Annotated in this window: 15 protein-coding genes; 8 read left to right on the top strand and 7 right to left on the bottom strand. The window is 58.6% G+C overall.

Going from position 1 to position 14,647, the window contains the following annotated elements:
• The first annotated feature begins 22 nt into the window (after positions 1–22).
• Positions 23–1,267 carry a lipoprotein-releasing ABC transporter permease subunit gene (locus L8H52_RS21270; protein ID WP_242208612.1) on the top strand — a complete coding sequence of 415 codons (1,245 nt, stop codon included), beginning with the start codon at positions 23–25 and terminating at the stop codon, positions 1,265–1,267.
• A gap of 108 nt (positions 1,268–1,375) precedes the next feature.
• Here L8H52_RS21270 and L8H52_RS21265 read toward each other — a convergent pair whose 3' ends face one another.
• Both L8H52_RS21265 and L8H52_RS21260 read right to left on the bottom strand, forming a co-directional pair.
• On the bottom strand, positions 1,376–2,725 hold the full coding sequence (locus L8H52_RS21265; RefSeq protein WP_242208611.1) for a heavy metal sensor histidine kinase: 1,350 nt from the start codon (positions 2,723–2,725) through the stop codon (positions 1,376–1,378).
• Positions 2,725–3,405, bottom strand: a complete 681-nt coding sequence (locus L8H52_RS21260) for a heavy metal response regulator transcription factor (protein WP_242208610.1) — start codon at positions 3,403–3,405, stop codon at positions 2,725–2,727. Before L8H52_RS21260 ends, L8H52_RS21265 begins: the two co-directional genes overlap by 1 nt.
• Before the next feature lie 164 nt (positions 3,406–3,569).
• Here L8H52_RS21260 and L8H52_RS21255 point away from each other — a divergent pair, with 164 nt between their 5' ends.
• Both L8H52_RS21255 and queF read left to right on the top strand, forming a co-directional pair.
• Positions 3,570–4,103 (top strand): cupredoxin family protein, encoded by a 534-nt coding sequence (locus tag L8H52_RS21255; protein WP_242208609.1) that lies wholly within the window; start codon positions 3,570–3,572, stop codon positions 4,101–4,103.
• A gap of 61 nt (positions 4,104–4,164) precedes the next feature.
• Positions 4,165–4,995, top strand: coding sequence for an NADPH-dependent 7-cyano-7-deazaguanine reductase QueF (queF, locus tag L8H52_RS21250; protein WP_242208608.1), 831 nt, complete (start codon positions 4,165–4,167; stop codon positions 4,993–4,995).
• Positions 4,996–5,184: 189 nt separating this feature from the next.
• Here queF and L8H52_RS21245 read toward each other — a convergent pair whose 3' ends face one another.
• Both L8H52_RS21245 and L8H52_RS21240 read right to left on the bottom strand, forming a co-directional pair.
• Complete coding sequence (locus L8H52_RS21245) at positions 5,185–5,448, bottom strand: DUF4404 family protein (RefSeq protein ID WP_242208607.1); 264 nt, start codon at positions 5,446–5,448, stop codon at positions 5,185–5,187.
• 108 nt (positions 5,449–5,556) lie between these two features.
• Entirely contained in the window at positions 5,557–6,177 is a 621-nt protein-coding gene (locus L8H52_RS21240) for an HAD family phosphatase (protein WP_242208606.1), read from the bottom strand.
• A 198-nt stretch (positions 6,178–6,375) separates the two neighbouring features.
• On the opposite strand from L8H52_RS21240, the gene L8H52_RS21235 reads away from it, so the two are divergent.
• Positions 6,376–7,065, top strand: a complete 690-nt coding sequence (locus tag L8H52_RS21235; RefSeq protein ID WP_242208605.1) for a VacJ family lipoprotein — start codon at positions 6,376–6,378, stop codon at positions 7,063–7,065.
• A 52-nt stretch (positions 7,066–7,117) separates the two neighbouring features.
• Here the strand turns inward: L8H52_RS21235 and L8H52_RS21230 are convergent, their stop codons facing one another.
• The gene (locus L8H52_RS21230) at positions 7,118–7,417 is read right to left on the bottom strand and encodes a PilZ domain-containing protein (RefSeq protein ID WP_242208604.1); all 300 of its coding nucleotides are present in this window, start codon (positions 7,415–7,417) and stop codon (positions 7,118–7,120) included.
• Between the two features lie 275 nt (positions 7,418–7,692).
• Here L8H52_RS21230 and rssB point away from each other — a divergent pair, with 275 nt between their 5' ends.
• Both rssB and rssC read left to right on the top strand, forming a co-directional pair.
• The gene (gene rssB / locus L8H52_RS21225) at positions 7,693–8,874 is read left to right on the top strand and encodes a two-component system response regulator RssB (protein ID WP_016986724.1); all 1,182 of its coding nucleotides are present in this window, start codon (positions 7,693–7,695) and stop codon (positions 8,872–8,874) included.
• Positions 8,874–9,356, top strand: a complete 483-nt coding sequence (rssC, locus tag L8H52_RS21220; RefSeq protein ID WP_003226553.1) for an anti-sigma factor antagonist RssC — start codon at positions 8,874–8,876, stop codon at positions 9,354–9,356. Before rssB ends, rssC begins: the two co-directional genes overlap by 1 nt.
• 203 nt (positions 9,357–9,559) lie before the next feature.
• Here the strand turns inward: rssC and tal are convergent, their stop codons facing one another.
• Both tal and L8H52_RS21210 read right to left on the bottom strand, forming a co-directional pair.
• The gene (gene tal, locus L8H52_RS21215) at positions 9,560–10,486 is read right to left on the bottom strand and encodes a transaldolase (RefSeq protein WP_038362268.1); all 927 of its coding nucleotides are present in this window, start codon (positions 10,484–10,486) and stop codon (positions 9,560–9,562) included.
• Positions 10,487–10,688: 202 nt separating this feature from the next.
• On the bottom strand, positions 10,689–11,642 hold the full coding sequence (locus tag L8H52_RS21210; protein ID WP_242208603.1) for a cellulase family glycosylhydrolase: 954 nt from the start codon (positions 11,640–11,642) through the stop codon (positions 10,689–10,691).
• A gap of 293 nt (positions 11,643–11,935) precedes the next feature.
• Between L8H52_RS21210 and L8H52_RS21205 the strand changes: the two genes are divergently transcribed.
• On the top strand, positions 11,936–12,376 hold the full coding sequence (locus L8H52_RS21205) for a low molecular weight protein-tyrosine-phosphatase (protein ID WP_242208602.1): 441 nt from the start codon (positions 11,936–11,938) through the stop codon (positions 12,374–12,376).
• Between the two features lie 39 nt (positions 12,377–12,415).
• Positions 12,416–14,644, top strand: coding sequence for a polysaccharide biosynthesis tyrosine autokinase (locus L8H52_RS21200; RefSeq protein ID WP_242208601.1), 2,229 nt, complete (start codon positions 12,416–12,418; stop codon positions 14,642–14,644).
• The last annotated feature ends 3 nt before the right edge of the window (positions 14,645–14,647 follow it).

Genomic DNA, 14,647 nt, shown 5'->3' with positions numbered 1-14,647 from the left:
TTTTTATACGGTGCCCCAGCGAATGTTCAGACCGTTATCGATCTTTATCGGCACGCGCTATACCCGCGCCAAGCGCCGCAATCGCTTTGTTTCGTTCATTTCGATGACCTCGATGATCGGCCTCGCCCTCGGCGTGCTGGCGATGATCGTGGTGCTGTCGGTGATGAACGGCTTCCAGCGCGAAATGAGCTCGCGCATCCTCGGCATGGTGCCGCACGCGACCATCGTTGGCGTGAAGCCGATCGATGACTGGCAGCCGGTTGCCGCCGCCGCGATGAAAAATCCTGAAGTGACTGCGGCCGTGCCGTTCACCGAAATGGAAGGCATGCTCTCCTACAAGGGCCTGATGCAGCCGATCCAGATCAGCGGCGTTGATCCTGCGCAGGAAGGCAAGGTGTCGATCGTTGCCCAGCACATTGTGCAGGGCCGCCTCGACGCGTTGAAACCGGGTGAGTTCGGTGTGGTGATCGGTGAGATTACTGCGCGTCGTTTCCGCCTTAACGTCGGTGACAAGATCACCCTGATCGTCCCGGAAGTCAGCACCGCGCCGGGTGGCATTACCCCGCGTATGCAACGGCTGAACGTGGTCGGTGTGTTCAAGGTCGGTGCTGAACTGGACGGCTCGATGGGTCTGATCCACGTCGCCGATGCTGCGACCATGCAGCACTGGGAGCCGAATCAGGTACAGAGCGTGCGTCTGGCAGTCAAAGATCTGTACGCCGCTCCGAAAGTCTCCTCGGACATCGCCGCCGGTCTGGGCGCCGATTTCAAGGCTGACGACTGGACCCACACCCAGGGCAGCCTGTTCAGCGCGATGAAAATGGAAAAAACCATGATCGGCCTGCTGTTGCTGATGATCGTCGCGGTGGCGGCGTTCAACATCATCGCAACGCTGATCATGGTGGTGAACGACAAGGGCGCGGACATCGCGATCCTGCGTACCATCGGCGCCACGCCCCGCCAGATCATGGCGATCTTCATGGTGCAGGGCACGGTGATCGGGATTGTCGGCACCATTATTGGCGGTGTGCTGGGCGTGATTGCCGCACTGAATGTCAGCGAGATGGTTGGCTGGGTCGAGCGCGTCACGGGCCAGCATATTTTCAGTTCGGATGTGTATTTCGTCAGCAATCTGCCGTCGGAACTGCAGGGCGGGGATGTGCTGTTGATCTGCTCGGCAGGCTTTATTCTGAGCTTTTTGGCGACGGTGTACCCGGCTTGGCGAGCGGCAAAGATCGAGCCGGCTCACGCGTTGAGATATTCGTAAACCTTTAGACCGCTTTCGCGAGCAGGCTCGCTCCCACAGGGGATTTGTGAACGACGCAGATCCAATGTGGGAGCGAGCCTGCTCGCGAAGGGGCCTGAATGGCTGGCCTCAATCTCCCTTGGGCAGCTCAATCACAAACCGCGTCCATTTCGCCTCCGATTCGCAACGAATCTGCCCGCCATGGGCACGGACGATCGACTGCGTAATCGCCAACCCCAACCCCGCATGCTCACTGCTGCCTTCCTGCCGCGCCGGATCAGCCCGGTAAAACCGGTCAAACAGCCGTGGCAACAACTCTGCAGAAATCCCCTCGCCACTGTTCTCGACTGAAATGCCCACGGCGTTCGGTTGATCAACGATCCGCAAGCTCACATAGCCCTCGGCCGGGGTAAACCGCAGCGCGTTATCCAGCAAATTCGACAAGGCCCGGCGCAACATACTGCGATCACCCTCGATTCGCGCATAGCCCTCACGACTCAGCCTGACCCCGGCGTCCTCCGCCAGCGGCGCAAAAAACTCCAGCAACACATCGGTCTCATCCGCCAGTTCCAGCGGCTCACGCTTAGGCATCAGCAAACCGTGATCAGCCTTGGCCAGGTACAACATGTCGTTGACCAGTTGCGCCATCCATTGCAGTTCTTCGAGATTGCTGTGCAGGGCTTCGCGATAATCTTCGATCGGCCGTGGGCGGGTGAGGGTGACCTGAGTGTGGGTCAGCAGGTTCGACAGCGGCGTGCGCAGTTCATGGGCGATGTCGGCGGAAAACGCCGAGAGCCGCTGAAACGAGTCGTCTAGGCGTGCGAGCATGGCGTTGAAGCTGTGGGCCATTTCCGCTAGCTCGGGTGGCATTTGCGCTTCCGGCAGTCGGGCGTTGAGCGATTGTGCAGAAATCCCACGGGCTACCGCGCTCATGCGCCGTAACGGACGCAAGCCGCTGCGTGCGGCCCAGGCGCCAAGTAGCGCGGTGGCCACTGCCGAGAGGCCGACGGTCAGCCAGATCAGATGCTGCATGCGTTGCAGGAAGTGCTGGTGATGAGTGATGTCCAGCAGCAGGGTCAGTTGCGGGGAATCGGCTTTGTCCGGGTAGAGCGGGGCGTTGAGCACGCGGTAATCGGTGCCGTCATTGCTGATCGTTGACAGGCCGGGTGGCTGCGGCAAGTCCTTGGGAATTTGCGTCGAACTGTCGTACCAGCGTTGGCCGTCACTGCCGGTGATGCGCAGCGACAGATCGGCCTGACGGCTCAGCTCATCCGCCAGCCGTGTCTCGCGTTGAGCGGGTTGAACATCCTGCAAGGCGCGGCGCAGGCCGATCAGTTTGCCGTCCAGTTGTTGCTGGTCGAGTTCAATGAAGTGCGCCTCGCTGGCGCGGTTGAACAGCACCCCGGCGAACAGCGACACCACCGCGGTGCAAGCGGCGAACAACAACGCCAGGCGCGAACTCAGAGACAAACGGCGCATCAAACGCTGCGCTCTTCAAGCACGTAACCCATGCCGCGCACGGTGTGGATCAGCTTGTTGGGGAATTCGTCGTCGATTTTCAGGCGCAAACGGCGGATTGCCACTTCGATGACATTGGTGTCGCTGTCGAAATTCATGTCCCAGACCTGCGAGGCGATCAGCGATTTTGGCAGCACCTCACCCTGACGGCGAAGGAGCATTTCCAGAAGGGCAAACTCCTTGGCGGTCAGGTCGATGCGCTGGCCACTGCGCTCCACGCGGCGGCGGATCAGATCCAGGCGCAGATCGGCCAGTTGCAGGCTGGTTTCCTGTGGCGTGGCGCTGCCGCGACGCAACAGGCTGCGCACCCGCGCCAGTAACTCGGAGAAGGCGAAGGGTTTGACCAGATAATCATCAGCGCCCAGTTCGAGGCCGTGCACCCTGTCCTCCACGGCGTCTTTGGCCGTCAGAAAAAGTACCGGCGTATCCAGCCCGGCGCTGCGCACTGCGTGCAGAATCTGCCAGCCGTTGCGGCCCGGTAGCATTACGTCGAGGATCAGCAGCGCGTAATCACCACTCAATGCCATTTGCTGACCGCTGTTGCCGTCGGCCACCAGTTCCGTATTGAACCCGGCCTCGGTCAGGCCCTGGCGCAGGTATTGGCCGGTTTTCGCTTGGTCTTCGACGATCAACAGTTTCATGGGCGACTCGGGTTATTCGGGGGGATTCGGTTGAAAGCTTTATACCGTGAGAGCACGCGACAAGCGCCAACCTGACAAAGTTGTAATCTGCCTGTCAGGTAGATGCCAGCGCAGGCCGGCTAAAGTTTCCCACAGGCTGAACCTTATCTTGTTGGAGAACGACCATGTTTTTACGCCAATCCCTGACGTTGGCTGCCTGTCTGTTGACGCTGAGTTCACCGGTATGGGCGGCACCCGCGCACAGCTACGACTTCGGCCAGCCCGCACCTGCCGCCAAAGCCACGCGTAGCGTTGAAGTGGTGTTGAACGACATGTCGTTCGACCCGAAGGCGATTCAGGTCAAGGCCGGTGAGACGGTTCGTTTTGTGCTGGTGAATAAAGGCCAGCTGCTGCACGAATTCAACCTCGGCGATGCAGCGATGCATGCCAGACACCAGCAGGAAATGTTGCAGATGCAGCAAAGCGGCATGCTTACGCCTACCGGCGTGAAGGAAATGTCCCACGACATGGCCGGCATGGATCATGCGGCGATGGGGCACGGCATGAAGCATGACGACCCGAACAGTGTGCTGGTCGAACCGGGCAAGACTGCCGAACTGACCTGGACCTTCAGCAAGGCCACGAGCCTGGAGTTTGCCTGCAATATTCCCGGGCATTATCAGGCGGGCATGGTCGGCAAACTGACTGTCAGTCAGTAAGCACTCAAAGGCGCGGGCAAAGGCTGGTAGAATCCGCTGATTATTCAGTCAGGTTTCCGCCATGCATCCCGCAGCCGAACACTCGCCGCTGGGCAAATCCAGCGAATACATCGCCACCTACACGCCGTCCCTGCTGTTCCCGATTCCGCGCACCGCGAAATGGGCCGAGCTGGGCCTGACCGCCGACACCCTGCCATATAAAGGTGTGGATTTCTGGAACTGCTTCGAGCTGTCGTGGCTGCTGCCGTCGGGCAAGCCGGTGGTGGCGATCGGCGAATTCAGCATTCCGGCGGATTCGCCGAATATCATCGAGTCGAAGTCGTTCAAGTTGTATCTGAACTCGCTGAACCAGACGGCGTTTGCCGATGTTGCTGCATTGGAAGCGACGCTGGTCAAGGATTTGTCGGCCGCCGCCGGCAAACCGGTCGGCGTGCGGGTTCGCAGTCTGAAGGACGTTGAAGCAGAAGGCGTTGTGGCGTTGCCCGGCGTGTGCATCGACGATCTGGATATCAGCGTCAGCAACTATGAGCATCCGCGCCCGGAACTGCTGCGTTGCGATGATTCGCGGATTGTTGAAGAGAGCGTGCACAGCCATCTGCTCAAATCCAATTGCCCGGTGACCAGTCAGCCGGACTGGGGCAGTGTGGTGGTGGAATATCGCGGCTCGGCGCTGGATCATGCGAGTCTGCTGGAATACATCGTCAGCTTCCGTCAGCACTCGGACTTCCATGAGCAGTGTGTAGAGCGGATTTTCCTTGACCTGCAGCGCTTGTTGAAACCCGAGAAGCTCACGGTGTTTGCACGTTACGTGCGTCGTGGTGGTCTGGATATCAATCCGTATCGCAGCACCGAAAGCGTACAGCTGCCGAATCACCGCCTCGTGCGTCAATAAAGATCCGGAATGTGCGATATCCAATGTGGGAGCGAGCCTGCTCGCGAATGCGGTGTGTCATTCAACGATGATGTCGACTGACACGACGCCTTCGCGAGCAGGCTCGCTCCCACAGGGGACTGCGTTGCAAATCGTAGACATGAAAAAGCCCTGCCAGTGATGGCAGGGCTTTTTGCGTTTCGGGGGGGATCAGATCCCCATGCTGCCCAGCGCATTGGCGATGCTGCGCAAGGTGCCCGCAATCGCCGGGTGTTCGAGTTCGAAGCGATCCACCGCCAGATTCACGCCATCGGCGAGGCTGGCATCCTGGGTCTTGGTTTCGAGTTCAAGCTTCAGTTCAATCTGTTGCATTAGTTCATGCAAGTTTTCGCGTTCTGCTTCGGAAAGCGGCGGATTCTGCTCCAGTTGCTCGCGCAGGGCATTCAGTTGTTCTTGCAGTTCTTGGGCGGGCATGGTGTTTTCCTTTTATCAGTAGGCACTGGCATTGACCGCAGCCACGCGCCAAAGGTCTATGGCTGACCTTTAGATTAATCCACTCCCGGCAAACCTGCATGATCCCGGTCAGGGCTTTTCGCCTTTGAGCCGACGCAGACTGATGTCGGCGAGGCAGGTGTCGAGCTCGCCCAAGTGATCGATCACCGAATGCACGCCGAGGCCGAATAGCTGCATCGTCGCCTTGCCACGCAGTTGTTCGCGTTCTTTCTGGCTCAGCGCTTGCCATTCTGTCGGCGCCAGGCCGCACAGTGAGCCGCAGGAGGCGAGACCGATGGTCCACAGTCCGGCATTCAGGCCGGCTTGCAGCAGACGCGGTTCACCGCTGACCAGAACGCAGCCGTCCAGACTGCCGACGTTCAAGTCCATCAAGGCTTGCCAGCAGGCGTTCGGCGCGGGCCACGGGTTATTTGTTGCGGAATATTGCGCGGGTTTGATCCACGCCGGTAGCGAGGCCGACAACGATTGGGCGAGGGCAGGGGGCAGTTCATCCAGCCACGCGCAGGGGATCTGCTGGCGCTGCAAACTGTGCAGGCTGTCGAGTGCGCCCGGCGTGGCTTCAGCGTATTCGCTCAGGGCAATGGTCTGTTGCCGGGCACGGGCGCCGAAATCCACCAGACAACCGCTGAGTCCAAACAGCACGGCCGTCAGGCTGGACGCGGCGACGGGCAAGGTTTCGGCGTGTGTCATGGCAACGTCCCTGAAATAACGATCAGACTAGGGACGGTCAGTGACAGTTGGATGACAGCCGTGTGAAGGGCAACTCAGGAAGCGTCCTACAGACAGCTTCATTGCGCGGACTGTCCAAACGGCCTTTTGCGCTTATACTAGCGGCCTGAACACCCGGACCCAGATGTCCGCGACAGTACAAATCCAAGGAGTTTTTCTATGCGCTGGAGCAATCCGCTCGCTCAGCTTTGTGTATGTGCCGGCCTGTTGCTGGCTCCGTTCGCCACTCAGGCGGCAACGGAAGAAGACCCTTGGGAAAGCGTCAACCGTCCAATTTTCCAGTTCAACGACTTCGTTGACACCTACGCGCTGAAGCCACTGGCTCAGGGTTATGAGTTTGTTACGCCGCAGTTCCTTGAAGACGGCATTCACAACATGTTCCGCAACGTGGGTGATGTCACTAACCTGGCGAACAACGTTTTGCAGGGTAAACCGGCTGCCGCAGGCGTCGACACTGCACGTCTGATCTTCAACACCACGTTCGGTCTGCTCGGCTTCTTTGATGTCGGCACCAAAATGGGCCTGAACCGCAGCGATGAAGATTTTGGCCAGACCCTCGGTTACTGGGGCGTCGGCAGCGGTCCGTACGTCATGTTGCCGTTGCTCGGCCCAAGCACCTTGCGTGATGCGCCTTCGAAGTACGTCGACAGCTACACCGGCATGTACCGCTACATCAACGATGTGCCAGTGCGTAACTCGATCTTCGGCCTGAACATCGTCGACACTCGCGCCAGCCTGTTGTCGAGCGAGAAGCTGATCAGCGGCGACAAGTACACCTTCATCCGCAACGCTTACTTGCAGAACCGCGAGTTCAAAGTGAAGGATGGCCAGGTCGAAGACGATTTTTAATCGCGACCGGTAAAAAGAAAGGCGACCTCAGGGTCGCCTTTTTTGTGTGTAGCTATTTCATCTTCAGAATGGTCAGACCGAGCTTCTGGCCGCCGCCGTCCTGTGCCCTGACCCAGACCACTTCGGTCTCGGCCTCAAGGCCGCTGAGCGCGGCGTGATCGGAGTCGATGCGTACGCTCAAACGGTCGCCGACCGCGAACTGGCGCGGCGCTTCGACCTGCATGCCACTGCTGGAGAGGTCGATACAGGTCGCTGAAACTTGATCGCCTGCATGAATCAACACGACATCGGCATCGACCCGCATGCGGATGAAATCGCGCTTTTCGCTGTAGTCCCGACCGGTTTGACTCATGGCTTCGTCCTTCCATTGGGTTACGGTTTGAGCTGTTCTTATAACTCTCGGTGATTTGACAAGTAAAGTCGTCAAGCGACCATCGGCGCATGCTTGAAACGCTCTGCGGATGGGAGTACCGTCTGCGCCTTAGAAGGGCACCTCTGGTGCAACCGCGTTTGCAGACAATGCTCGAAAGCGGTGCAGCAGAGAGGCTAGAAAGCGAATCCAGTAGTCTGCGCAGGGCCAAATGCCTCGCCAACTACGCCAACCTAATTCTGGCGCCGTTTGCCCACATGCCAAAAACCAGTGCCACGCTGCTGATAATCGATGATGACGAAGTAGTGCGCGCGAGCCTCGCGGCCTATTTGGAAGACAGTGGTTTCAGCGTCCTGCAGGCCAGCAACGGCCAACAGGGTCTTCAGGTATTCGAGCAAGACACGCCCGACCTGGTCATCTGCGATCTGCGCATGCCGCAGATGGGCGGTCTCGAACTGATCCGTCAGGTCACCGAGCGGTCACCGCAAACACCGGTGATCGTGGTGTCGGGTGCCGGCGTGATGAACGATGCGGTCGAAGCCCTGCGTCTGGGCGCGGCGGATTACCTGATCAAGCCTCTCGAAGATCTGGCTGTGCTCGAGCACTCTGTGCGCCGGGCCCTGGATCGTGCGCGCCTGCTGCTGGAAAACCAGCGCTACCGCGAGAAGCTGGAGAAGGCCAACCGCGAGCTCGAGGCCAGCCTGAACCTGCTCCAGGAAGACCAGAACGCCGGTCGCCAGGTGCAGATGAACATGCTGCCGGAAAGCCCGTGGAGCATCGACGAGTTCAAGTTCGCTCACCAGATCATCCCGTCGTTGTACCTGTCGGGTGATTTTGTCGACTATTTCCGTGTCGACGAGCGCCGGGTCGCGTTTTATCTGGCGGATGTATCCGGTCATGGCGCCTCTTCAGCCTTCGTCACCGTGCTGCTGAAGTTCATGACCACGCGCTTGCTGTTCGAATCCAAGCGCAACGGCACCTTGCCGGAATTCAAGCCTTCGGAAGTCCTTGGTCATATCAACCGGGGGCTGATCAGTTGTAAGCTGGGTAAACACGTCACAATGGTCGGTGGAGTCATCGACGAGGAGACCGGTTTGTTGACCTATAGCATCGGCGGCCATCTGCCGTTGCCTGTGTTGTACACGCCTGACAGTGTTCGTTATCTCGAGGGGCGCGGTCTGCCGGTGGGTCTCTTCAATGAGGCCACCTACGAAGACCACGTGCTTGAGCTGCCGCCGACGTTCAGCCTGACGCTGATGTCTGATGGCATTCTGGATCTTTTGCCAGAACCTACGCTCAAAGAAAAAGAAGCCGCTTTGCCTCAACGGGTGAAGTCGGCGGGCGGCAGCCTGGATGGTCTGCGGCAAGTGTTTGGATTGGCCACGCTAGGGGAGATGCCGGATGATATCGCCCTGTTGGTGTTGAGCAGGAATCTTTAATGAGTACCGGTAGAATCCAGTTCGCCGAGCAGGACGGCACCTTCGTCCTGAAGTTCGTCGGTGAAGTTCGCCTGACCCTGTGTTCGGCGTTGGATGCGACTATTGAGAAAATCTTCACCGCGCTGAATTTCAACGCGATCGTGATCGATTTGACCGAAACCCGCAGCATCGACAGCACGACGTTGGGCCTGTTGGCCAAGCTGTCGATCCTGTCGCGGCAGAAGGTCGGCCTGCTGCCGACCGTCGTCACCACCCACGAAGACATTACCCGTCTGCTGCAGTCGATGGGTTTCGAGCAGGTGTTCAACATCGTCAACCACCCGGTGCCATGCCCGGAGTGCCTGGACGACCTGCCGGATCAGGACCAGTCGGAAGAAGTGGTGCGGATCAAGGTGCTCGAAGCGCACAAGATCCTCATGGGCCTGAACGATTCCAATCGTGAAGCGTTCCATGACCTGGTGAATGCCCTCGAGCGGCATTGATCTCATGAAGTGATGTTGTCTGGGCTGGCCCCTTCGCGAGCAAGCTCGCTCCCACACTGGATCAGCGTCGTTCACAAATCCCCTTGTGGGAGCGAGCTTGCTCGCGAAGGCGTCAGATCAGACTGATACATTTTCCATGGCTGACTGAATAAAAAAGGGCGAACCTTAACGGGTTCGCCCTTTTTGCATCTCACCCACTCAAATCACAGCTTGGCCTGCAACAGCGCCTCAAGCTTCTCCTGATCGCGAGCAAACTGACGGATGCCCTCAGCCAGTTTCTCGGTGGCCATCGCGTCTTCGTTGGACAACCAGCGGAATTGCGCTTCGTTGAGGCTCAGACGGGCTTCACCGGCGTTGCCCGGTGCCAGTTTGCGCTCCAGCTTGCCGGTGTCGGCCGCCAGCTTGTCGATCAGGTCCGGGCTGATGGTCAGGCGGTCGCAGCCGGCCAGTTGCTCGATCTGGTTGAGGTTGCGGAAGCTCGCGCCCATGACCACGGTCTTGTAGTCATTGGCCTTGTAGTAGTTGTAGATACGGGTGACCGACTGCACGCCCGGATCATCGGCGCCGGTGTAGTCGTTGCCGTTGGCTTTCTTGTACCAGTCGTAGATGCGGCCCACGAACGGCGAAATCAGGAACACGCCAGCGTCGGCGCAAGCGGCCGCCTGAGCGAAGGAAAACAGCAGGGTCAGGTTGGTCTGGATGCCTTCCTTCTCCAGCACTTCGGCGGCGCGGATGCCTTCCCAGGTCGAGGCGATCTTGATCAGTACGCGATCACGGCCAATGCCGGCCTTGTCGTACAGCTCGATCAGGCGATGCGCGCGTTTCAGCACGGCATCCTTGTCGAACGACAGGCGCGCATCCACTTCAGTGGAGATGCGGCCCGGGATCACTTTGAGAATTTCCTGACCCACCGCAACGCCGAAACGGTCGCTGGCCAGGCCGACATCGCCCTTGCAGTCGCTGACGCAGGCGTTCAGCAGCTCGGCGTAGGCCGGAATGGCCGCCGCTTTGAGCAGCAGGGAAGGGTTGGTGGTGGCGTCGACCGGTTTGACCCGGGAGATCGCTTCGAAGTCGCCGGTGTCGGCAACCACGGTGGTGAATTGTTTGAGTTGTTCCAGCTTGGAAGTCATGGGCGTGCTCTATCCTATGGGTCTGATGACATTACCCGAGCGCTGACGGTCACTCAAGGGCGTGTACGTGTATCGATGGCCCCTGCGGCAACAACCTGAAAACGATTGTTTGAAAGGTGGGGCGGGCTATCGATGGATACGATGCCAAAACAGCCAACAGGTTCAAAGCAACCGACCTGTGAACAGGCCGGTTGTATATTTGCTACTGGGCGTTCAACAGGGTTTCGACCGACAGGCGCGCCGGCTTCGGTTGCCCGTCGGACGTCAGCAGGCCGAAATTCTTCTCGCGTTCATTGCTACCCGTATCGCTGTTCTTCCATTCGTAGATGGAGGTCAGCGGGATGTTGAGTTTTTTAACATCGCCGATAAACGCGTTGATCTTGCTCGCCTGACCTTCGGCACCGCCGTTGGACGCGAGCGCCGAGATGCCCCATTCACTGATGACGCCCGGCAGATGGAAGTTCTGCTGAATAAATGCCTGCGCGTTGCTGATCTGCGCGGCCGTCATGCCATACGGGTGATAGGACACCGCGCTCAAGCATTTCGGGTATTCGCTGACAATGCGGTTCAGCGCCACCGTGGAAGCCGAGCCTGCGCTGGGTGGTCGGGCGAAACCGTAGCCGACCACCGGCGTCGATGGCGGCTGTCCTTGCAGTGTCTTGCACACCGCGCTCATGAACGGCACAAACGTGCTGTCGAACTTGCCCGTTGGCCAATAGGTTTCCAGATCCGGTTCATTCCATAGCTCGATCGCGACCAGTTGCGAGCCGTACGACTGTTCCAGCCCGGTAACGGCTTTGGCGAAGCCTTCTCCGGCGCTGGCGAGTTCGGCGTTTGAGGTGGCGGGCAACGGTTTGATGGCGCGGACCGTCAGCAGAACTTCCAGTCCCGCGGATTTGGCCGCTGCAAAAGCATCGCTGACTTGCTGCTGATAAGCCTTGGCCGTCAGGCTTTCGCTCCACACGCCGAAGCGCACGAAACCGAAGCCTGCCGATTTGATCTGCGCGGCATCGGCAGTGGTGAAATTCTGGATTTTCACCTGAACGCCGATGTTCTTGGCTGGAAGGTTAGGGAACAGTTCGCTGCCTTGAACCTGCGTTGCAGCCAGTGTCATCAGCGCCAGTGCGCCGAGTCGATTGAGATGTGTTGATTTCATGTCTGCTCTCCCGAAGAGAAGTGACAACTACGAATATTGATCTCGTTACTCGGTTTTCGATCGGGATGATGGCACTTAGTGCGCGAATGTTATTTTTTGTCGGGAATCAAACAGCCGAAAATCACAGTTATTTTTAGTCCGCTAATTGTGGTTGGGGGACTTTTAGACGCTGTGGTACTTAATGCTCCAGTACTAACAGGGCGAATCTATTTCTGAGTGCAGGAAGATCTTGAGGGTTCATTCAATTGCTCTCGGGATGTTGGCCGTTTGACATTACACAGGAAAGTAAAACCTTGTTCAGAAAGATCCTTGTTGTTTGCGTTGGCAATATATGCCGAAGTCCGACGGCAGAACTGTTATTGCGCAATGCGCTGGGCTCCTCGGCGATCACCGTGGCGTCCGCAGGCCTTGCTGCACGGGTCGGCGAAGGTGTCGAGGCTTCGGCCCGGCAGGTCCTTGAGGATCACGGGCACAGCGCCGCAACGTTCCAGGCACGGCAACTCACGGCCGACATCGTCAATGAATCGGATTTGATTCTGGTGATGGAAAAGCAGCATGTAAATCAAGTGCTGAAAATAGCCTCTCACGCCAGAGGCAAAGTATTTCTGCTCGGCAAGTGGCAGAGCGAGCGCGAAATACAAGATCCGTATCGTCAAGGCAAGGCCGCTTTTATTCATGCCCATGCATTGATTGAAGATGCTGTCAGCTCATGGGCACAACGCCTCGCGCGTTGATGAATATTCTTCAGATCAATGAATGGTAAGAACAGACTTATGCAGTTACCGTCCGTAATCGGCACCCGCGACAATGATCAAGACAGTATTGATCTGCTCGGTATATTCGGCAGTTTGATCGACCAGAAATGGTTGATCGGTGCGCTTACCGGCGCCTTCATGGTCACCGGTGTGGCCTACGCGGTGTTGGCCACGCCTGTATACCTGGCGAATGCGCTGGTGCAGGTCGAGCCGAAAAAGAACGACATGCTCGGTTTTTCCGACCTCAACAGCATGCTCGGTGGGCAATCGCCGTCAGTGACCGAAATCGGCATCATCAAGTCCCGCGCGGTGATCGGCAAAACCGTCGACGACCTGCGCCTGGACATCGATGTCACCCCGAACACCTTCCCGATGATTGGCGGTTTTCTCGCCCGGCGTTATCGCGGCGAGACCGAGACCAGCGTCGCCGCGCCGCGTTTCGGTTTGAACAGCTACGCCTGGGGCGGTGAGCGCCTGGAGTTTGTCCGGCTCAATCTGCCCAAAGAGTTGTTGGGCAAGAAGCTCACCCTGATTGCGGGTGAACAGAAGCATTTCCAGTTGCTCGATGACAACGACAACCTGCTGGTCGAAGGCATCGCCGGCGAAGCCTTTGCGCAGGACGGCGTAGAAGGGCAGATCAGCCAGTTGCTGGCCAACCCCGGCACGCGTTTCGAAGTGGTGCGCAACCCACGGATCGTGACCATTCAGGGTTATCAGGACGCGCTGGATATCTCCGAGCAGGGCAAGGAATCGGGGATTATCAAACTGGCGCTGGCCAGCAGCGACGCCGCCGAAGCGGTGAAGATCCTCAACAAGATCGCTGCGCTGTACGTCGATCAGAACGTTCGCCGCACCTCGGCGGAAGCGGCGCAGAGCCTGGCCTTCCTGCAAAGTCAGTTGCCGCAGGTCAAACGTGATCTGGCCAAGGCCAGTGATGCGCTGAACGCCTATCAGACCCACGGCAAGACCGTGAACATTTCGCTGGAAACCCAATCGGTGCTCGGTCAGTCGGTGGCGCTGGAAACACGGATCTCCGAGCTGAAAATGCAGCAGGCGGAGATGGACCGCAAGTTCACCAAACAGCACCCGGCCTATCGCGCGTTGATGAGCCAGATTGGCGAGTTGACCCAGCAACAGAAGTCGCTGGAAGGCAAGGTTGGCGATCTGCCCGCGACCCAACAAGAGTTGCTCAACCTGACCCGCGATGTCGAGGTCGCTTCGCAGATCTACACGCAGTTGCTGAACAAATCCCAAGAGCTGGACATAGTCCGCGCCGGCGCCGTGGGTAATGTGCGTCTGGTCGATGCGGCGGATGTCGACCTGACCAGCCCGGTCAAACCGAAAAAAGCCCTGATTGTGCTGATTGCTACCTTCCTCGGTGCCTTCGTTGGTGTAGCGCTGGTGCTGCTGCGCAAATCCTTGAGCCGTGGCCTCGAAGGCCCGGAAGCCATCGAGCAACTCGGCTTGCCGGTGTACGCGTCGATTCCGTACAGCGCCTTGCAGGATGAAGAGGACAACAAAAAAGGCCGCGCCCGCGATGGTGTCGACAAGCCGGCGTATCTGTTGGCCCTGCGCAATCCGACGGATCTGTCGATCGAATCGATTCGCAGCCTGCGCACCTGCCTGCATTTCGCCGGGCTCGATTCGACCAACAACCGCATCATGATTTCCGGGCCGAGCCCGCAAGTCGGCAAGACCTTCGTTTCGTCCAACCTCGCGGCGGTCATGGCCCTCAGCGGCCAGCGCGTGGTGCTGATCGATGCCGACATGCGCAAAGGTCATCTGCACAAAACCCTCAACACGCCGATCACCAACGGTTTGTCCGACCTGCTGGTCAAGCGCTGCAGCATCGATCAGGCGATCAACAAAGTCGAAATCGACAACCTGCACTTCATCAGCCGTGGCCAGGTGCCGCCCAATCCGTCCGAGCTGTTGATGCACGCCAACTTCCGCGAATTGCTCGCCGAACTGAGCGAGCGCTACGACCTGGTGATCATCGATACACCGCCGCTGCTGGCGGTGACCGATGCGGCGATTGTTGGCCGTGAAGCGGGGATCAGCCTGATCGTTACGCGCTTCGGGGTGAACCCGGCCAAAGAGATTGAACTGACCATTCGCCGCTTCGCGCAGAACGGTATCGAGTTGAAAGGCGCGGTGTTCAATGGCGTCGAGAAGCGCGCCGCCAGCTACTACGGCAATGGCGGCTATGGCTATTACAACTACGAATACGCGTCCGACAAATCCTGACTG

The sequence above is a fragment of the Pseudomonas sp. CROZ-RG-20F-R04-15 genome (assembly GCF_022662375.1).
Lineage (GTDB): Bacteria > Pseudomonadota > Gammaproteobacteria > Pseudomonadales > Pseudomonadaceae > Aquipseudomonas.
Note: the sequence above shows the minus strand (reverse complement) of the source record. Positions and strands in the feature narration are given on the sequence as shown.